Consider the following 20,044-nt stretch of genomic DNA (forward strand, 5'->3'; position numbering starts at 1 on the left):
TTAATTGGGGCCTTTGTCGTTTCTGTCTGTCGGACGGCACGACCCTTGCTGTGAACTTCATTAAGCGCATCGCTTCCAGCGTGCCATCAATTTAATGGCGTTAAAGCAGAGGGATTCTAAGTGTCGGCCGTTCTCTCACTGTTACAAAGCCGTCTATTGCGGCCCGTGTTCGTTACTCTAGGTATCGCACTGTTGGTGCAGGTGCTGGTGGCTGTCGCCCTGACCCGGAGCACAGTGACCGCACTGGAAGCCGATCTGGGTGTGCGCCTGGGTGCCGACAGTCAAAAACTTTCCGGAGAGTTGGAGCAAGCGGGGCGTGAAGTCACGTCGAGTCTCGACAGCCTCTCCACCAGTACTCGTCAGCGCCTTACGGCGGGCTTGTCCTCGCGATTGAAAGACGAGCAGGCACAACTGCGTGCGACGCTGGAGAAGGATCTGAAGGACTCCGCCAATGATATGGCGCAGCTTTTGGCTTCGGTCGCACCTCGCGCCATGTGGGACAGCGACGTTCCAACCCTGTCCGAATTCGCCCGCCGGGCTCAGCGTAATCCCAACGTGCTATTCGTGGTCTACGACGACGCGACGGGGCAGCACCTGACGCGCTACCTCAACCGCGAGAACCCGATCAACAAAGCCCTTCTGGAAAAAGGCCAGGGCGAACGTGCGCTGGACAAGGTGCTGGATGCGGCGAAGAACGATCCATCGGTCTATTACCTGGAAGCCTCGATCAATCCTAACGGCGTGGAAATCGGCAAGGTCTTGATGGGCGTTTCGACCGCCTCGGTGGAAACCGATCTGGCGGCCTTGGACAAGCGCTTTACCACGCTGATCGCCAGCAGTGATCAATTGGTGGGTGACAGCCTCAAGGGCGCGGCAGCTGATAGCGCAGCCGCGATGGGCGCGCGCTTGCAGTCGGCGCAATCCACGGCCTCTGAAATGCAAGTCAACACCACCAGCACTGTTCAGGAAGCGGCGGGCACTTTGCGCTGGCGCATCGGCATGGGCCTGGCGCTGGTAGGGTGCGGTGTGCTGCTGTTGCTCGCGGTGGTACTGGGTCGTCGGGTGGTCAATCGCTTGAAATTGCTCATCGCTGCCATGGATGACCTGGCGGCGGGCGAGGGCGACCTGACCAAGCGTGTGCAGATCAACAGCAAGGACGAAATCGGCGACATGGCCTCGGCGGTCAATCGCTTTGTGGATAAGTTGCAGCCGATCGTGCGCGAAGCGGGCGATGTGGCTCAGCGCACTGGCGTGGAAATCGGCGCCATGACTTTACGCAATGCCGGGGCCGATAAAGCGGCGGGCATGCAACGCGATGAAGTGGCGGAGAGCCTGCGTGCGTTGTCGCAAATGGCTGACGAAGCCCAGTCTGAAAGTCATGCCATGCAGGCAGCCTTGCAGCAAGTGGTGGATATTCGTTCGGCCACGGATGAAAACACGCGGACTTCGGCAAAAGTCGGCAGCCTGATCGAGGCGTTGGCCGGGCAGGTCGACACCGGGGCGAAAGTCATCGAGCGGCTGGCGCAGCAGAGTGAGCAGATTGAAGTGGTGCTGACGGTGATTCACGGGATCGCCGAGCAAACCAACCTGCTGGCGCTCAACGCGGCCATCGAAGCAGCGCGTGCGGGCGAGACCGGTCGCGGGTTTGCTGTGGTGGCGGACGAAGTGCGGGCGCTGGCGAGCAAGACGCAAAGCTCTACCGGCGACATTCAGGCGCACATCGTTGCCTTGCAACAAGGTGCGCGTGAGGCGGTGGCAGCGATCGGTCAGGCCGGGCGCCAGGCCAGCGAAGGTTTGCTGGTGTTGCGTGACAGTGCGCGGTTGCAGCAATCGGTGCAGGCGTCGGTCGAGCAAGTGCATGCGGCAATAGGTCTGGCAACGCAGGCAGCGGCGCATCAGGCGCAAGGCGCGCAAGCGGTGCGCGGTCGGGTTGAAACTATTCATGCACAGGCTGAGAAAGCGGCTCAAGCGGTGGTGGAAACCACGGCCAGCGGCAAGGTGCTGGATGGATTGGCGGCGCAGTTGAAGGCGAGCCTGGGGCAGTTCCGGGCCTGATCGGTTTTCTGGTCTGGCCCCTTCGCGAGCAAGTCGAATCGTCGCACCGCCGCTCCCACATTAGACCGCGATCAAATGTGGGGGCGGGCTTGCTCGCGAAGGCAATGTCAGCGGCTCAAATACATCCGGGTAGTAAGCAGATAAACCGGCAACCCCGACACCAAAATCAACAACGCCGCATAAGGCGCCGCCGCCGCAAACTCCACATTCGCGGTATGCGCCCAGACTTCCGTCGCCAGCGTATTGAGTCCGGTCGGGCTCAGCAGCAACGTCGCCGTCAATTCCTTCATCGCATCCAGAAACACCAGCGCAAACGCCGCGCCGAGCGCTGGAAAGATGATCGGCAACGTCACCCGGCAAAACGCACTGAAGGACGATGCGCCCAGCGTGCGTGCAGCCTCTTCCAGTTGCGGCGCAGCCTTGTTCAGCGCCGTACGAATCGGTGCCTGCGCCAGCGGCAGAAACAACAGCGCATAAGCAATCAGCAGCAGCGCAGAAGTCTGGTACAGCGCCGGCACATAGTGCAGGGCGAAATACACCAGCGTCAGCGCGATCACCAGTCCTGGCAGCGCATGCAGTAGATACGGCAAGCGTTCGGCCCAGATCGCCAATTGGCCCTTGTGGCGCACCACCAGCAATCCCACCGGCACTGCCAGCACCAGGCACAGCGCCGCGCCGCCCAGTGACAACGCCAGGGAGGAGAGCAGCGCCTCGCTGATCGCCGCCACCGGGAATGCTGCCGACGAACCCACTGCCAGCCAGTACGCCAGCATCCCGAGCGGAATACCGCTGCCGATGATCGCCAGCGCCAGGCAGTAAAGTTGTCCGGCAGCAGCCCAAGGTCCCAGCCGAACCTGTTCCGCATGCCGAGCCGCGCCCTGGCCGGTACGCACGTGTCGGCCCTTGCCGCGTACGCGCAGTTCCAGCCACAGCAGTATCAGACACAGCGCCAGCAAAACCGCGGAAAGCATCGCAGCATTCGCGTTACTGAATTCCAGTTCGAACTGTTGATAGATCGCGGTGGTAAAGGTTTGCAGTCCAATGATCGACAGCGCACCGAATTCCACGAGCATGTGCAGCGCGATCAGCAGCGAACCGGCGAGCAGTGATGGCCAGAGCAGCGGCAGGGTAATTCTGAAAAACACACCCCAGCGATTCTGGCCCAGAGTGCGGGCGGACTCTTCGAGGGAGGGATCGAGATTGCGCAGGGTCGCCGCGACCGGCAGAAAGATCAGCGGATACTTGGAAAGGGTCATCACCAGGATCGCGCCGCCCAAGCCTTCGAAATGAGCGCTCAGCGAGACCCAGGTAAAGCTGCTGACAAATGCCGGTACCGCGAACGGTAGGCACAGAATCACGCCCCATAAGCGCCGTCCGGGCAAGTTGCTGCGCTCAAGCAGCCAGGCCAGCGACAGGCCGATCACGCCACAGGCGAGCGTCACACCGACCATCAGCGCCAATGTGTTGCGCAGCAGGCCGAACACATAAGGGCGCCACAACAAATGCAGCGCCTCGGCCCAGCCGGCCTGCCAGGTTTTGAGCCCTACATACGCCAGCGGCAACAGGCTGAGCACCACCAGCAGCAAAACCGGTAGCAACAGCCAGATCGATGGCCGCTTGCGCCGTGGCACATAACCCCCGCGCGCGACGGGGGCGGATAACGATGCGCTCATCAGTTCAAGCCAACGTCACGTTCCAGGTCCAGGGCTTCTTCGGCATTGCCGAGGTCGGCTGGCGTGACTTTCGGTGCTTCCAGCTCGCTGAACGGCTTGAGCCCACGATTCGATTCCATGCCTTTGTGCAGCGGGTATTCGGCGGTGGTCTGGGTGATCACGCGCTGACCTTCTTCGCTGGCCATGTAAGCGAGGAATTGCTGGGCTTCTTTTGGGTGCTTGCTGGATTTCAGCACGGCCGCACTGGAAACAGTGATCAGCCCGCCGACGTCGCCGCCGGTGAAATAATGCAGTTTCGAATCGAGCTGGCCTTTTTCACGTTGTAAGGCGAACCAGTAATAGTTGTTCACCAGCACGGTAGCGACTTCGCCGTTTTCCACCGCCTTCAGTGCAACCATGTTGTTGCTGTAGGTCTTGCCGAAAGCACGCAAACCGGTCAGCCATTCTTCGGCCGCGTCCATGCCGTGTACTTTGATGATCGCCACGGCCTGTTCCTGAAACGCGCCGCTGGTAGGCACGAAGCCGACCTTGCCTTGCCATTTCGGATCGGAGAACTCCATGACCGACTTTGGCAGGTCTTTTTCATCGATCAGTTTAGGGTTGAAGGCGACCACGCGGACCCGTGCGGTGACACCGATCCAGGTGCCGTTGCCGGCGACGTAGTCTTTCGGCAGAACGGCTAGGGTGGTGGCGTCGGTCTGTGCCAGCAGGCCTTGTTCGCCGAGTTTGTTCAGTGGTGGCGATTCTTCGGTGTAGATCACGTCGGCAGGGGAGCGATCGCCTTCTTCGACGACCTGGCTGGCGAGCTGGTTACTGCTGCCTTTGCGCACATTGACGTGAATCCCTGTCTTGGCTTCGAAGGCTTTGGCGATGGCATCGCCGACTTCTTTGTGTTGACCGTTATAGAGTGTCAGGGAAATCGGTTCGGCGGCTTGGGTGAGGGGAGTGGCGAGTGCCAGGCCGAGCAGGGTTATGGTCAGGCCGCGGCGCAGGGTATTTCGAAACATCATTCGCAAGGTTCCTCACTGTCGCATTGCAAAAACTTGAAACAATGATAAACGATATTGTTTCTCAAGTGCGCCTTGCGGGGTCGAGAAGGTTTTGCTGGAGCGTCCGGGATTAAACTCTCAAACCCCAGAAACGCAAAAACCCGCTTTCGCGGGTTTCTGTGAAATTCAAGATCGTGACCTTGAATTTGAATTGGTGCCCAGAAGAAGACTCGAACTTCCACGACCTTGCGGTCACCAGCACCTGAAGCTGGCGTGTCTACCAATTTCACCATCTGGGCATAATCTTCAGCGTTGCCGCTGTTGATGTGGCGCACTATACGGAGAGCTTTTTGATCTGTAAACCCCTGATTTAGTTTTAATAAATCAGAGGCTTAGAATGCAAAAAACCCGCTTTCGCGGGTTTTTGTGTGAGCCTTGAAATTGATCTAATCTCAAGCTCGAAATTGGTGCCCAGAAGAAGACTCGAACTTCCACGACCTTGCGGTCACCAGCACCTGAAGCTGGCGTGTCTACCAATTTCACCATCTGGGCATTATCGACAATGCGTCTGCTTCGTCGATGGCGCGCACTATACGGAGCGTCTTTTTAACTGTAAACCCCTGAGGTCGAAAAAACCTGGAAAATTTTACCAGTGGCATTTAATTCAGCTTCGCGCTGTCGATAAAGGGCTTTAGATGGGCTGTCATAACCTGAAATTTCCCGTTTCATTACGCCTATGCCAAACTAACCCGCATATAGACAAGGTGAAAACTCTCTAATGGCCGATTGGCAGTCCCTCGATCCCGAGGCCGCTCGTGAAGCGGAAAAATATGAAAACCCTATTCCTAGCCGCGAACTGATCCTTCAGCACCTTGCTGATCGGGGTTCGCCTGCTAACCGCGAGCAGCTGGTCGAAGAGTTTGGTCTGACGACAGAAGACCAGATCGAAGCCCTGCGCCGCCGCCTGCGCGCCATGGAGCGCGACGCTCAACTCATCTATACCCGTCGCGGCACCTATGCGCCGGTGGACAAGCTCGACCTGATCCTGGGCCGCATCAGCGGTCACCGTGACGGCTTCGGCTTCCTGGTCCCGGACGACGGCAGTGACGACCTGTTCATGAGCCCGGCGCAAATGCGTCTGGTGTTCGATGGCGATCGTGCCCTGGCCCGTGTTTCCGGCCTTGACCGTCGCGGTCGCCGCGAAGGCATGATCGTCGAAGTGGTCTCCCGTGCCCACGAGACCATCGTCGGTCGTTACTTCGAAGAGGGCGGTATTGGTTTCGTCGTTGCGGACAATCCGAAGATCCAGCAAGAAGTGCTGGTCACGCCGGGCCGTAACGCCAACGCCCAGATCGGTCAGTTCGTCGAAGTGAAGATCACTCACTGGCCGACACCACGCTTCCAGCCGCAAGGTGACGTGGTCGAAGTCGTGGGCAACTACATGGCGCCGGGCATGGAAATCGATGTCGCCCTGCGCACCTACGATATTCCTCACGTCTGGCCTGAGGCTGTGCTGAAAGAAGCCGCCAAGCTCAAGCCGGAAGTCGAAGAGAAAGACAAAGAGAAGCGCATCGACCTGCGCCATCTGCCGTTCGTGACCATCGACGGCGAAGATGCGCGCGACTTCGATGATGCGGTCTACTGCGAAGCCAAGCCGGGCAAGCTGCGCCTGTTCTCCGGCGGCTGGAAGTTATACGTGGCGATCGCCGACGTTTCCAGCTACGTGAAAATCGGTTCGGCTCTGGACAATGAGTCCCAGGTTCGCGGCAACTCGGTGTACTTCCCCGAGCGCGTCGTGCCGATGCTGCCTGAGCAGTTGTCCAACGGCCTGTGCTCGCTGAACCCGCATGTCGATCGCCTGGCCATGGTTTGCGAGATGACCATCTCCAAATCCGGCGAGATGACCGACTACTGCTTCTACGAAGCGGTGATTCACTCCCATGCTCGCCTGACCTACAACAAAGTCAGCGCGATGCTGGAAACGCCGAAAATCACCGAGGCGCGTCAGCTCCGTGGTGAGTACAACGACGTTCTGCCGCACCTCAAGCAGCTTTACGCGCTGTACAAAGTGCTGTTGGCCGCTCGTCACGTGCGTGGCGCGATCGATTTCGAAACGCAGGAAACCCGGATCATCTTCGGGACCGAGCGCAAGATTGCCGAAATCCGTCCGACCGTTCGTAACGATGCGCACAAGCTGATCGAGGAATGCATGCTGGCGGCCAACGTGGCCACCGCCGAATTCCTGAAAAAGCACGAAATCCCTGCGCTGTACCGCGTCCACGATGGCCCGCCACCGGAGCGTCTGGAAAAACTGCGCGCTTTCCTTGGCGAGCTCGGCCTGTCCCTGCACAAAGGCAAGGACGGCCCGTCGCCGAAGGACTACCAGGCATTGCTGGCGAGCATCAAGGATCGTCCGGATTTCCACCTGATCCAGACCGTTATGCTGCGTTCGTTGAGTCAGGCGGTGTATAGCGCTGATAACCAGGGCCACTTCGGCCTGAATTACGAAGCCTATACCCACTTCACCTCGCCGATCCGCCGCTACCCGGACTTGCTCACGCACCGGGCGATTCGCAGCGTCATCCATTCGAAAATGGACACCCCGCACGTTCGCCGTGCTGGCGCGATGACCATTCCTAAAGCGCGCATCTATCCCTACGACGAAGCGATTCTTGAGCAGCTCGGCGAGCAGTGCTCGATGAGCGAGCGCCGTGCCGACGAAGCGACCCGCGACGTTGTGAACTGGCTCAAGTGCGAGTTCATGAAAGACCGTGTGGGCGAGTCGTTCCCGGGTGTGATCACTGCCGTGACCGGTTTTGGTCTGTTCGTCGAGCTGACCGATATCTACGTCGAAGGCCTGGTGCACGTCACCGCGCTGCCGGGCGATTACTACCACTTCGATCCTGTGCACCACCGCCTGGCCGGTGAGCGTACCGGTCGCAGCTTCCGTCTTGGCGATACCGTTGAAGTACGCGTCATGCGCGTCGACCTCGATGAGCGCAAGATCGACTTCGAGATGGCTGAAAAAACCATCAGCGCGCCGATTGGCCGCAAGAAACGCGGGACTGAAACCGCTGCACCAGCTACCAAAACGGCTGCAGAGCCGGCCCCGGCGAAAACCGGTCGTCGTCCTGCCAAGGAAAAAGCCGCAGAGGCCTATCGCCCGAGCGATGCCGCGGCGAAAAATGCCGAGTTGCGCAAAAGTCGTGAGATGAAGCAGGCGTTGCTGTCTGAAGCGAAAAGTGGCGGTAAAGCGGCGTCTGGGGGAAAGACCGGACGGTCGGCGCCTGACAAGGCTCCCGGCGGCAAGCCAGCCAAACCGAGCAAACACCGTAAAGGCCCGCCAAAAGCGGGTTCTGCTCCAGCCGCCAAAAGCGGCGGGGCGCGTAAACCGAAGGCCAAGTCATGAGTCAGTTGGAAAAGATCTACGGCGTGCACGCTGTAGAAGCGTTGCTGCGTCACCACCCAAAACGCGTCAAGCAGATCTGGCTGGCTGAAGGCCGCAGCGATCCGCGGGTCCAGACGCTGATCCAGCTGGCGAACGAAAATCGCGTAGCCGTCGGCAACGCCGAGCGTCGCGAGCTGGATGCCTGGGTCGAAGGCGTGCACCAGGGCGTGGTCGCGGAGGTGAGTCCGAGCCAGGTCTGGGGCGAAGCAATGCTCGACGAGCTGCTCGATCGCACCGAAGGCGCGCCGCTGCTGCTGGTGCTCGACGGCGTGACCGACCCGCACAACCTCGGTGCCTGCCTGCGTTCTGCCGATGCGGCGGGCGCACTGGCGGTGATCGTTCCGAAGGACAAGTCAGCCACGCTGACCCCGACGGTACGGAAAGTTGCCTGTGGTGCGGCGGAAGTGATTCCGTTGGTCGCCGTGACCAACCTGGCGCGCACCCTGGAAAAACTCAAGCAGCGTGGCTTGTGGGTCGTCGGTACGGCGGGCGAAGCTGAGCAGAGTCTGTATCAGCAAGACATGACCGGCCCGACCATCCTGATCATGGGTGCTGAAGGCAGCGGCATGCGTCGCCTGACTCGCGATCTTTGCGACTACTTGGTGCACCTGCCGATGACCGGCAGCGTCAGCAGTCTCAACGTCTCCGTGGCGACCGGCGTCTGCTTGTTCGAGGCTCAGCGCCAACGCAGCGTTAAAGCTGCCGGCCCCGCCAAAAAGTCCTGATCCTGCTCAATAGAGCATTCCCACGCTCCGCGTGGGAATGCATCCATCGACGCTCCGCGTCATCCAATTGTTGATTGTTCAAATAATCACCAATTGCCTTGCACCTCTTCTGTCCCTTCTCTACAATTGCGCCCCTTGCTGTGACGGCAGGCACGCATGTGTCTATCGCAAGCAAGTCCATAAGTGTCATTCACTCCTTGTCTGACCGCTTTTGAGCGGCAGGCTACAACCCGTAAGGAGCATTCATGCGTCATTACGAAATCATCTTTTTGGTCCACCCGGATCAAAGCGAGCAAGTCGGCGGCATGGTAGAGCGTTACACCAAGCTGATCGAAGAAGACGGCGGCAAAATCCACCGTCTGGAAGATTGGGGCCGTCGTCAACTGGCCTATGCAATCAACAATGTTCACAAGGCTCACTACGTGATGCTGAACGTTGAGTGCACTGGCAAGGCCCTGGCCGAGCTGGAAGACAACTTCCGCTACAACGATGCAGTGATCCGTAACCTGGTCATCCGTCGCGAAGAAGCCGTTACCGGCCAATCCGAGATGCTCAAGGCTGAAGAAAACCGCAGTGAGCGCCGTGAGCGTCGCGACCGTCCTGAGCACGAAGGCGCTGAAAGCGCTGATAGTGATGACAGCGACAACAGCGATAACGCTGACGAGTAATCCACGGACCTTTTGAGGAGCCTATTACATGGCACGTTTCTTCCGTCGTCGTAAATTCTGCCGCTTCACCGCTGAAGACGTGAAAGAGATCGATTACAAAGATCTCAACACTCTGAAAGCTTATGTATCCGAGACCGGCAAAATCGTTCCAAGCCGCATCACCGGTACCAAAGCACGTTATCAGCGTCAGCTGGCCACCGCTATCAAGCGCGCCCGCTTCCTGGCCCTGCTGGCCTACACCGACAGCCACGGCCGCTGAGACCGGGCAGTCGACACGTAGCAAAGGATTGAAAGCATGCGTGCCATAGCTGAGTTCATCATGCGCGGCCGTATGCAGGCCACTCTGGTAGTGGCTGGATGCGCAACATTGCCGTTGTTGTATTGGTTGGGTGCTGCCGCTGGTTGCCTTGTGCTCCTGCGGCGCGGATTGAAGGACGCCATTGGTGTTCTTGCTCTGGGACTGCTGCCGGCGTTGATCTGGTGGCTTTACTCCGATGACCCACGGGCACTTCTGGTGCTGCTGGGGTCTTGGAGCCTTGCGTTGGTTTTGCGCGCAAGCGAGTCCTGGAACCGCGTGCTGCTGGTCAGCATAGCGATGGGAGTGGTGTTTTCAGTGGTGCTGGGGACGGTTTTTGGTCCCCAAATCGAGATGCTGGCGCAGGCTTTGATAAAAGTCATGCCGTCGCTACTTGGTGATGTCTACCAGAAGTTGTCGGTAGACGAGCAAGCGCATTTTGCGTCCCTGATCGCACCGGTCCTGACCGGCCTGATTGCGGCCTTGTTGCAAATCGTCAGTGTGCTGAGCCTGATTGTCGGGCGCTACTGGCAGGCGTTGTTGTACAACCCGGGTGGTTTTGGTCGCGAGTTTCGTGCCATCCGATTCCCGCTGGGGCTGGCGATGTTACTGCTGGCGTTCATGCTTCTGGGACCGAACATCGGTCCGCAGATGGCCATGTTGACGCCGTTGTGCAGTGTGCCGCTGGTGTTCGCCGGGCTGGCCCTGATTCACGGGCTGGTGGCGCAAAAGCGACTGGCCAGGTTTTGGCTGGTGGGGTTGTACGTCACGCTGTTGCTGTTCATGCAGCTGATCTATCCGTTGCTGGTGGTCTTGGCCATCGTCGACAGCCTGATTGATTTTCGCGGTCGTTCGACGCCGAAAGACGTCGATAGCGCGAACGGTGAAGGTTAAAAGTTAAGAGGATTTTCACATGCAACTGATCCTTCTGGAAAAAGTCACCAACCTGGGCAACCTGGGTGACAAAGTGAACGTTAAGGCTGGTTACGGTCGTAACTACCTGCTGCCTTACGGCAAAGCTACCGCTGCGACCGCTGCCAACCTGGCTGCGTTCGAAGAGCGTCGCGCTGAGCTGGAAAAAGCCGCAGCAGATCGTAAAACTTCGGCTGAAAGCCGTGCCGCCCAACTGGCTGAGCTGGAAGTGACTATCACTGCCACCGCTGGTGACGAAGGCAAGCTGTTCGGTTCGATCGGTACTCACGACATCGCTGATGCACTGACCGCCTCTGGCGTTGAAGTTGCAAAAAGCGAAGTTCGTCTGCCGAACGGCACCATCCGCAACGTAGGCGAATTCGACGTAGCCGTGCACCTGCACGCCGAAGTTGAAGCCACCGTACGCGTTGTCGTGGTAGCAGCTTAAGCAGCACTTGTCGGCTGGCACCCTCGGGTGCTTGCCGGTAACATCGGGCACGATCCTGTTTACAGGTCGTGCCCTTTGTCTTTCTGCAGTTCCTGATTTTCACAAAACTATTCAAGTGGCCATGAACGATATCTCCGCTCCCGAGCAATACGATCTGCAAACCGCTTCCCTGAAGGTGCCGCCGCATTCCATCGAGGCCGAACAGGCCGTGCTCGGTGGTCTGATGCTGGACAACAACGCCTGGGAACGCGTGCTCGATCAAGTCTCCGACGGCGATTTCTATCGGCATGACCACCGTCTGATCTTCCGCGCGATCGCCAAGCTCGCCGACCAGAACTCGCCGATCGACGTCGTGACCCTTGCCGAGCAATTGGACAAGGAAGGTCAGACCTCGCAGGTCGGCGGCCTTGGTTACCTTGGTGAGCTGGCGAAAAACACGCCGTCCGTCGCCAACATCAAGGCCTATGCGCAGATCGTTCGCGCACGAGCAACGTTGCGGCAGTTGATCGGCATCGCCACCGAAATCGCCGACAGCGCCTTCAACCCGGAAGGCCGCTCGGCTGAAGAGATTCTCGACGAAGCCGAACGCCAGATATTCCAGATCGCCGAGGCCCGGCCAAAAACCGGCGGCCCGGTGAGCGTGAATGACCTGTTGACCAAGGCCATCGACCGTATCGATACGTTGTTCAACACTGACAACGCGATTACGGGCCTCTCCACCGGTTACACCGATCTCGACGGCATGACCAGCGGCTTGCAGCCGTCCGACCTGATCATCGTCGCCGGCCGTCCATCCATGGGTAAAACCACCTTTGCGATGAACCTGGTGGAAAACGCCGTGTTACGCAGCGACAAGTGCGTACTGGTCTACTCGCTCGAAATGCCAGGCGAATCGCTGATCATGCGTATGCTGTCGTCCCTTGGTCGGATCGATCAGACCAAAGTTCGTGCCGGTCGCCTGGACGACGACGATTGGCCGCGCCTGACCTCGGCGGTCAACTTGCTCAACGATCGCAAGCTGTTCATTGACGATACGGCCGGTATCAGCCCTTCGGAAATGCGAGCGCGGACTCGGCGTCTGGTGCGTGAGCACGGCGATGTCGGCCTGATCATGATCGACTACCTGCAATTGATGCAGATCCCGGGTTCGAGCGGTGACAACCGGACCAACGAGATTTCCGAGATCTCCCGTTCCTTGAAAGCCCTGGCCAAGGAATTCAACTGCCCGGTGGTGGCGTTATCCCAGCTCAACCGCTCCCTGGAGCAGCGCCCGAACAAACGCCCGATCAACTCCGACCTCCGGGAATCCGGAGCGATCGAGCAGGATGCCGACGTGATCATGTTCGTGTACCGGGACGAGGTGTATCACCCGGAAACGGAGCACAAAGGCATCGCCGAGATCATCATCGGCAAGCAGCGGAACGGTCCGATCGGTACGTCACGCCTGGCGTTCATCGGTAAGTACACCCGCTTCGAAAACCTGGCGCCGGGCAGCTATAACTTCGACGACGAGTAACCTTGTGGGAGCAACTGTCTTGGTGATCTTTATTTTGAAGGCATATTGATAGACAGCTGAATTCCCACAGCTTTACGCCATGCGATGCCCTACAGGAACACCGCGACCCGTTTTAGGCCAAGGGTTGTTTCCACTCAGTTCGGTCTCGGATCATGGCGTTTAGTCGTATCAGCAGCACGCGCATACAGGCGATGAGCGCTACTTTTGCGCATTTGCCCTTACGACGCAGTGCGTCATACCGCGCTTTGAACTCAGGCTGTCGCTGAATCACCACCCAGCACGCCATGTACATCGCGCGACGCGCAGCAAACCTGCCGCCGCTAATATGGCGCGGACCTTCATGCTTGCCGCTGTCATCGTTGTAGGGGGCTATGCCTGCCAGCGCTGCAATCTCGTGCCGTCCAACCTCGCCCAGCTCAGGCAAATAGGCCATTAAGCTGGCTGCCGTCACGAGCCCTATTCCCTTGACCGAGCACAAACGGGCTATTTTATCACTGTCCAGGTCTTGGGCACTTTGACGGATCAACTTCTCTATCGACTTTATTGCTTGGCATAAATAGTCGATATGCCTCTGCAGACAGGGTTTTACCCGGTCTACAGAGGCTGTTTTGAGGCGCCGAATATCATCGCTTTGCTGCTGAACAAAGTTTTCACGTTGCTGTACCAGCGCACGCAAATTGTCCTGTTCAGGGCTGGTGATGCGGTTGCTTGGCGACTTTATGACTTCTGCAAACTGCGCGAGAAGTCGCGCATCTATCGGGTCGGTTTTAGCGTGCTGCCCCATCGCCTTGGCAAAGTTCTTGGCGCGACGAGGGTTGATCCGCAAGACTTCGAAGCCCGCGGCCTGAAGCGCTTTCATGGCCTCTCGCTCATAGCCGCCGGTGGCTTCCAGCAATACGCGGTTGACCTGGTAGCGCTTTAACCAATCAATCAGCGCAAGGAAGTCACTGGCGGTATTGAGGTAACTTGCGCCAACGTCTTGCGGGTTAATCCGAACCTCAAGAGTATCTTTGGCAACGTCGATGCCTGCGCAGGAAAACATAGCTGAATCCTCTTACACTCAAAGGTGAGAGCACTCTGGCTGGGCACCACGCTTGTAAATGTTCGAGGTAGGCTCGTTCAACTGTTCGGGCTCAATAACCAGAGTGGAGAGGTGAATGGCAGCATGGGCTCCCACACGTGCTTTAAGCACTCCGGGCATTCAGCTTGCCATTCACCGCTCTCATCCTCAGTCTAATTCCTGCGCAAGACACAAGCGGGCTTGCTCGCGAAGAGGGAGTGTCAGTCGACATCAATGTTGGTTGATGTACCGCTTTCGCGAGCAAGCCCGCTCCCACATGGGTTACGCGCAATTTCCGACCATAGCCGTCGGAATTGGTTATTTTTTGTGCTATATTCCGCGCCCGCGATTTTTCATCTCAACACCGGTCATCGTCATGCAAACAGCCAAGCCGTTATTTGACTATCCCAAGTACTGGGCCGAATGTTTCGGTCCAGCGCCATTCCTGCCGATGAGCAGGGAGGAGATGGATCAGCTTGGCTGGGATTCATGCGACATCATCATCGTCACCGGTGATGCGTACGTTGACCATCCGTCGTTCGGCATGGCAATCATCGGCCGGCTGCTGGAGTCGCAAGGCTTCCGCGTCGGGATCATTGCCCAGCCAAACTGGCAGTCCAAAGACGACTTCATGAAACTCGGCGAGCCGAACCTGTTCTTCGGCGTCGCGGCCGGCAACATGGACTCGATGATCAACCGCTACACCGCCGACAAAAAAATCCGTTCCGATGATGCCTACACCCCCGGTGGCCTGGCGGGCAAACGTCCGGATCGCGCGAGCCTGGTTTACAGCCAGCGCTGCAAGGAAGCCTACAAAAACGTGCCGATCGTTCTCGGTGGCATTGAAGCTTCCCTGCGCCGCATCGCCCACTACGATTACTGGCAGGACCGGGTTCGCAACTCGATCCTGATCGACGCCTGTGCCGACATCCTGCTCTACGGCAACGCCGAGCGTGCGATCGTCGAAGTCGCCCAGCGTCTGTCCTACGGTCACAAGATCGAAGACATCACCGATGTGCGCGGCACCGCGTTCATCCGTCGCGACACGCCGAAAGACTGGTACGAAGTCGATTCCACGCGCATCGACCGTCCGGGCAAGATCGACAAGATCATCAACCCGTACGTCAACACCCAGGACACCCAGGCTTGCGCTATCGAGCAGGAAAAGGGTCCGGTTGAAGACCCGAGCGAAGCCAAGGTCGTGCAGATTCTGGCGAGCCCGAAAATGACTCGCGACAAGACCGTGATCCGTCTGCCTTCGGTTGAGAAAGTCCGCGGTGACGCGGTTCTTTATGCTCACGCCAACCGCGTGCTGCACCTGGAAACCAACCCGGGCAACGCCCGTGCGCTGGTGCAGAAGCACGGCGAAGTCGACGTCTGGTTCAACCCGCCTCCAATTCCGATGACCACCGAAGAAATGGACTACGTGTTCGGCATGCCCTATGCGCGCATTCCGCACCCGGCGTACGGCAAGGAAAAGATCCCTGCATACGACATGATCCGCTTCTCGGTGAACATCATGCGTGGCTGCTTCGGCGGCTGCACCTTCTGCTCGATCACCGAGCACGAAGGCCGGATCATCCAGAACCGTTCCGAAGAGTCGATCATTCGCGAAATCGAAGAGATCCGCGACAAGGTCCCCGGCTTTACCGGCGTCATTTCCGACCTCGGCGGCCCGACCGCGAATATGTACCGCATCGCCTGCAAGACCCCGGAAATCGAATCCGCGTGCCGCAAGCCTTCGTGCGTGTTCCCGGGCATTTGCCCGAACCTGAACACCGACCATTCGTCGCTGATCCAGCTGTATCGCAGCGCCCGTGCCTTGCCGGGTGTGAAGAAGATCCTGATCGCTTCCGGTCTGCGCTACGACCTAGCAGTCGAGTCGCCGGAATACGTCAAAGAGCTGGTGACCCACCACGTTGGTGGTTACCTGAAGATCGCCCCGGAACACACCGAGGAAGGTCCGCTCAATCAGATGATGAAACCGGGCATCGGCAGCTATGACAAGTTCAAGCGCATGTTCGAGAAGTACTCCAAGGAAGCCGGGAAAGAGCAGTACCTGATTCCGTACTTCATCGCCGCTCACCCGGGCACCACCGACGAAGACATGATGAACCTGGCCTTGTGGCTCAAGGGGAACGGCTTCCGTGCCGACCAGGTGCAAGCGTTCTACCCGTCGCCGATGGCCACCGCCACCGCGATGTACCACTCGGGCAAGAACCCGCTGCGCAAAGTCACTTACAAGAGTGACGCCGTGACCATCGTCAAGAGCGAAGAACAGCGTCGTCTGCACAAGGCGTTCTTGCGGTATCACGACCCGAAAGGCTGGCCGATGCTGCGTGAAGCGCTGACTCGCATGGGCCGCGCCGACCTGATCGGGCCGGGCAAGAACCAGTTGATCCCGCTGCACCAACCGGCGACCGACAGCTACCAGAGCGCCCGTCGCAAGAACTCGACACCGGCCGGCAGCCATAAAGTGGCAGGGGAAAAGACCACCAAGATCCTGACCCAGCACACTGGCTTGCCACCGCGCGCCAGCGATGGCGGCAACCCGTGGGACAAGCGTGAACAGGCCAAGGCAGCGGCATTCGCCCGCAACCAGCAGGCGGCCAAGGATCGCAAGGACGCGGCCAAAGGCAAAGGGCCCAAGCCTGCGCGTAAGCCGGTAGTGCCGCGCTAAGCCACGTTTGAGCTGAACAGAACGCCAACCTTCGGGTTGGCGTTTTTTTTGTCTGCTGATCGTTCCCAGCCCTCCCTCCGCAACATTTCCGTGCAACTCCCCCAAACCAAATTCCCGCATCGCCCGATTTTGGTGCTGTACTGCCTCAAGCAACCGGAGAAAGCGCCAGCGCTGCTGGATGGCATAAGTCTTGCGCGCTTTCCAATACGCTTAAGGCTCGCAGGAGGCACGCCGTGTCGATTCATGTCGCATTGCACCACGTCACGCATTACCGCTACGACCGCGCCGTCGAGCTCGGTCCGCAGATCGTTCGCCTGCGCCCGGCCGCCCACAGTCGCACGCGGATACTGTCCTACGCGCTGAAAGTCTCGCCGGAGCAGCACTTCATCAACTGGCAGCAAGACCCCCAGGGCAATTACCTGGCGCGATTGGTGTTCCCGGAGAAAACCGATGAACTGCGGATCGAAGTCGATCTGCTGGCAGAGATGGCGGTCTTCAATCCGTTCGACTTCTTCCTTGAGCCCTACGCGGAAAAGATCCCGTTCACCTACGCCGCGGATGAGCGCAAGGAACTGGCACCGTACCTGGAAACCTTGCCCCTGACGCCGAATTTCAAGGCGTACCTGGACGGCATCGACCGCACGCCGCTACCCAGCGTCGACTTCCTCGTCGCACTTAACCAGCGCCTGAGCGAAGACATTGGCTACCTGATCCGCATGGAGCCAGGTGTGCAAACGCCCGAACACACCTTGGAACATGCCTCCGGTTCCTGCCGCGACTCCGCGTGGTTGCTGGTGCAGCTGTTGCGCAACCTCGGTCTGGCGGCGCGTTTCGTCTCCGGCTATCTGATTCAACTGACCGCCGACGTCAAAAGCCTCGACGGCCCGTCGGGCACTGACGTGGACTTCACCGACCTGCACGCCTGGTGCGAGGTCTATTTGCCCGGTGCTGGCTGGATCGGCCTGGACGCGACGTCAGGGCTGTTTGCCGGTGAAGGACACATTCCGTTGGCCTGTAGCCCCGATCCTGGCTCTGCGGCACCGATCAGTGGCTTGGTTGAACCGTGCGAGTGCGAATTCACCCACGAAATGTCGGTGGAACGGATTTGGGAAGCACCACGGGTAACGAAGCCCTACAGCGAAGACCAATGGCTGGCGATCCAGGCGTTGGGTCGGCAGATCGATGCCGACCTGCTGGAGGGTGATGTACGCCTGACCATGGGCGGCGAACCTACGTTTGTTTCCATCGACGATCCAGACGGCGCCGAGTGGAACACGGCGGCACTTGGGCCAGACAAGCGGCGTCTGTCCGCCGAACTGTTCCAGCGCATGCGCAAGCGCTACGCACCCAAAGGCCTGGTCCATTTCGGTCAGGGCAAGTGGTACCCCGGCGAGCAATTGCCGCGCTGGTCGCTGAGCTGCTACTGGCGCCGCGACGATGTGCCGATCTGGCACAACAGCGCGCTGATTGCCGATGAGCAGGAAGACTACGGTGCCAATGGCGAATTGGCCGGGCGTTTTCTGGCCAGCGTCGCCGAACGCCTGAAAATTCCGACACGCTTTGTATTTCCGGCCTACGAAGACAATTTCTATTACCTCTGGCGCGAAGGCACTTTGCCGCAGAACGTCAGCGCCGAAGACTCGCGTCTTGAAGAGCCTCTGGAGCGTGCACGCCTGCGCAAAGTCTTCAGCCAGGGTCTGGACAAAGTCATCGGTCAGGTCCTGCCGCTGGCGCGCACCGCCAAGGGTGATCAGTGGCAAAGCGGCCGCTGGTATCTGCGCGATGAGCATTGCCGACTGGTGCCGGGGGATTCGCCGCTGGGCTATCGCTTGCCGCTTGGCTCGCAGCCTTGGGTGAAAGCGGCGGAGTATCCGTTCATTCATCCTGTGGACCCGAACCAGGATTTCCCCGCACTGCCCGATACGGCACAACTTCAGAGCCAAGGTGAGCCTGCGGTTGCTGATGAACGCACGCCAAAGCTCGACGAATCCGCCGACTGGCTGACCCGCACGGCGTTCTGCGCCGAAGCGCGAGAAGGGCGGTTGTACCTGTTCATGCCGCCGCTGGAACGGGTCGAGGATTACCTGGAACTGGTCAGCGCCATCGAAGCCACCGCCGAGGAATTGCATTGCCCGGTGTTGCTGGAAGGCTATGAGCCGCCGAGCGATCCTCGGCTGAGCAACTTCCGCATCACGCCCGATCCGGGGGTGATCGAGGTCAACGTGCAGCCGTCCGCCACGTGGGATGAACTGGTCGAGCGCACCGAGTTTCTTTACGAAGAGGCACGCCAGACCCGACTGACCACCGAGAAATTCATGATTGATGGCCGGCACACCGGCACCGGCGGCGGTAACCACTTCGTCCTGGGCGGCGCGACACCGGCTGACTCACCGTTTCTACGCCGTCCCGATCTGCTGCGCAGCCTGATCAGCTATTGGCATAACCATCCGTCCTTGTCCTATCTGTTTTCCGGATTGTTCATCGGCCCGACGTCTCAGGCGCCACGGGTCGATGAAGCGCGTAATGATGCGTTGTATGAATTGGAAATCGCCTTCGCCCAGATGCCTGAGCCGGGTGAGGAGTGCGCGCCGTGGCTGGTGGATCGGCTGCTGCGCAACTTGCTGATCGACGTGACCGGCAACACGCACCGTGCCGAGTTCTGCATCGACAAACTTTATTTACCGGATGGCGCGACGGGGCGTCTGGGGTTGCTCGAATTGCGCGCCTTTGAAATGCCGCCCCATGCGCGCATGAGCCTGGCGCAACAGTTGTTGCTGCGGGCGTTGGTGGCTCGATTCTGGCGCGGGCCTTATGCGCCGCCGAAACTGGCGCGCTGGGGCACAGAGCTGCACGATCGTTTCCTGTTGCCGCACTTTATCGAACAGGATTTCGCCGACGTCATCGTCGACCTCAATGCCGCCGGTTATCCCGTGCGCGCCGAGTGGTTTGCGGCACATCTGGAGTTCCGTTTTCCCAAAGTCGGCGATTACGCCGTCAGCGGGATCGAACTGGAATTGCGTCAGGCGCTGGAACCCTGGCATGTGCTGGGCGAAGAGGGCGCAGTCGGCGGCACGGTGCGTTATGTGGATTCGTCGCTGGAACGCTTGCAGGTCAAACTCACGGGCCTGGCGCCGCAGCGTTATCTTCTGACCTGCAATGGCATCCCGGTGCCGTTGCAACCCACCGGGCGGGTCGGCGAATTTGTGGCCGGCGTGCGTTTCCGCGCCTGGCAACCGGCCAACTGCCTGCAGCCGACCATCCCGGTCCACGCGCCGTTGGTGTTCGACTTGCTCGACACCTGGATGCAGCGTTCGCTGGGTGGCTGTCAGTACCACGCCGCCCATCCGGGCGGGCGCAACTACGACAGCTTGCCGGTGAACGCCAATGAGGCAGAGAGCCGGCGCATGGCGCGTTTCTTCCGCATCGGACACAGCCCTGGGAAACTTCCTATACCGAATGTGGAAATTAACGACGAGCTGCCGATGACACTCGATTTACGACGTTTCTAAACCGTACGCGACGCTCGGATTTTTCGTATATCCGGGCGTCATGAGCCTGCGTTAGTCTGACCGTTC

The 20,044-nt window shown here is 59.3% G+C and carries 13 protein-coding genes and 2 tRNA genes; 10 read left to right on the forward strand and 5 right to left on the reverse strand.

Annotated features, from left to right (window positions below; genetic code table 11):
- The first annotated feature begins 120 nt into the window (after window positions 1-120).
- Window positions 121-2,055, forward strand: a complete 1,935-nt coding sequence (locus QFW87_RS02650; RefSeq protein ID WP_283182721.1) for a methyl-accepting chemotaxis protein — start codon at window positions 121-123, stop codon at window positions 2,053-2,055.
- Window positions 2,056-2,162: 107 nt separating this feature from the next.
- On the opposite strand, the gene QFW87_RS02655 is transcribed toward QFW87_RS02650, so the two are convergent.
- From QFW87_RS02655 to QFW87_RS02670, 4 genes are all read right to left on the reverse strand, one after another.
- Complete coding sequence (locus QFW87_RS02655) at window positions 2,163-3,728, reverse strand: iron ABC transporter permease (RefSeq protein ID WP_283189746.1); 1,566 nt, start codon at window positions 3,726-3,728, stop codon at window positions 2,163-2,165.
- A complete protein-coding gene (locus QFW87_RS02660; RefSeq protein WP_283189747.1) occupies window positions 3,728-4,738 on the reverse strand; it encodes an iron ABC transporter substrate-binding protein in 1,011 nt (336 codons plus the stop codon). The genes QFW87_RS02655 and QFW87_RS02660 overlap by 1 nt, the downstream gene beginning before the upstream one ends.
- Before the next feature lie 191 nt (window positions 4,739-4,929).
- Window positions 4,930-5,016 (reverse strand) — tRNA-Leu (locus QFW87_RS02665).
- 166 nt (window positions 5,017-5,182) lie between these two features.
- Window positions 5,183-5,269 (reverse strand) — tRNA-Leu (locus tag QFW87_RS02670).
- A gap of 226 nt (window positions 5,270-5,495) precedes the next feature.
- Here QFW87_RS02670 and rnr point away from each other — a divergent pair.
- The 7 genes from rnr (at window position 5,496) to dnaB (ending at window position 12,729) form a co-directional block, all read left to right on the forward strand.
- Window positions 5,496-8,126, forward strand: coding sequence for a ribonuclease R (gene rnr, locus QFW87_RS02675; RefSeq protein ID WP_283189748.1), 2,631 nt, complete (start codon window positions 5,496-5,498; stop codon window positions 8,124-8,126).
- Complete coding sequence (gene rlmB / locus QFW87_RS02680; RefSeq protein ID WP_283189749.1) at window positions 8,123-8,890, forward strand: 23S rRNA (guanosine(2251)-2'-O)-methyltransferase RlmB; 768 nt, start codon at window positions 8,123-8,125, stop codon at window positions 8,888-8,890. The genes rnr and rlmB overlap by 4 nt, the downstream gene beginning before the upstream one ends.
- Window positions 8,891-9,135: 245 nt before the next feature.
- Complete coding sequence (rpsF, locus tag QFW87_RS02685; protein WP_003217491.1) at window positions 9,136-9,558, forward strand: 30S ribosomal protein S6; 423 nt, start codon at window positions 9,136-9,138, stop codon at window positions 9,556-9,558.
- Window positions 9,559-9,586: 28 nt separating this feature from the next.
- On the forward strand, window positions 9,587-9,817 hold the full coding sequence (rpsR, locus tag QFW87_RS02690; protein ID WP_002551829.1) for a 30S ribosomal protein S18: 231 nt from the start codon (window positions 9,587-9,589) through the stop codon (window positions 9,815-9,817).
- Window positions 9,818-9,853: 36 nt separating this feature from the next.
- Window positions 9,854-10,747, forward strand: coding sequence for a hypothetical protein (locus QFW87_RS02695; protein ID WP_283189750.1), 894 nt, complete (start codon window positions 9,854-9,856; stop codon window positions 10,745-10,747).
- 19 nt (window positions 10,748-10,766) lie between these two features.
- Window positions 10,767-11,213, forward strand: coding sequence for a 50S ribosomal protein L9 (rplI, locus tag QFW87_RS02700; RefSeq protein ID WP_003197251.1), 447 nt, complete (start codon window positions 10,767-10,769; stop codon window positions 11,211-11,213).
- Between the two features lie 121 nt (window positions 11,214-11,334).
- Window positions 11,335-12,729 (forward strand): replicative DNA helicase, encoded by a 1,395-nt coding sequence (dnaB, locus tag QFW87_RS02705; protein WP_282376703.1) that lies wholly within the window; start codon window positions 11,335-11,337, stop codon window positions 12,727-12,729.
- A 112-nt stretch (window positions 12,730-12,841) separates the two neighbouring features.
- Here the strand turns inward: dnaB and QFW87_RS02710 are convergent, their stop codons facing one another.
- A complete protein-coding gene (locus QFW87_RS02710; protein WP_283188224.1) occupies window positions 12,842-13,771 on the reverse strand; it encodes a transposase in 930 nt (309 codons plus the stop codon).
- 394 nt (window positions 13,772-14,165) lie between these two features.
- On the opposite strand from QFW87_RS02710, the gene QFW87_RS02715 reads away from it, so the two are divergent.
- Window positions 14,166-16,469 (forward strand): YgiQ family radical SAM protein, encoded by a 2,304-nt coding sequence (locus QFW87_RS02715; RefSeq protein WP_033055554.1) that lies wholly within the window; start codon window positions 14,166-14,168, stop codon window positions 16,467-16,469.
- Between the two features lie 233 nt (window positions 16,470-16,702).
- On the forward strand, window positions 16,703-19,978 hold the full coding sequence (locus tag QFW87_RS02720; protein ID WP_283189751.1) for a transglutaminase family protein: 3,276 nt from the start codon (window positions 16,703-16,705) through the stop codon (window positions 19,976-19,978).
- Window positions 19,979-20,044: the final 66 nt, after the last annotated feature.

Source organism: Pseudomonas sp. PMCC200344 (genome assembly GCF_030053095.1).
GTDB classification, from domain to species: domain Bacteria; phylum Pseudomonadota; class Gammaproteobacteria; order Pseudomonadales; family Pseudomonadaceae; genus Aquipseudomonas; species Aquipseudomonas svalbardensis.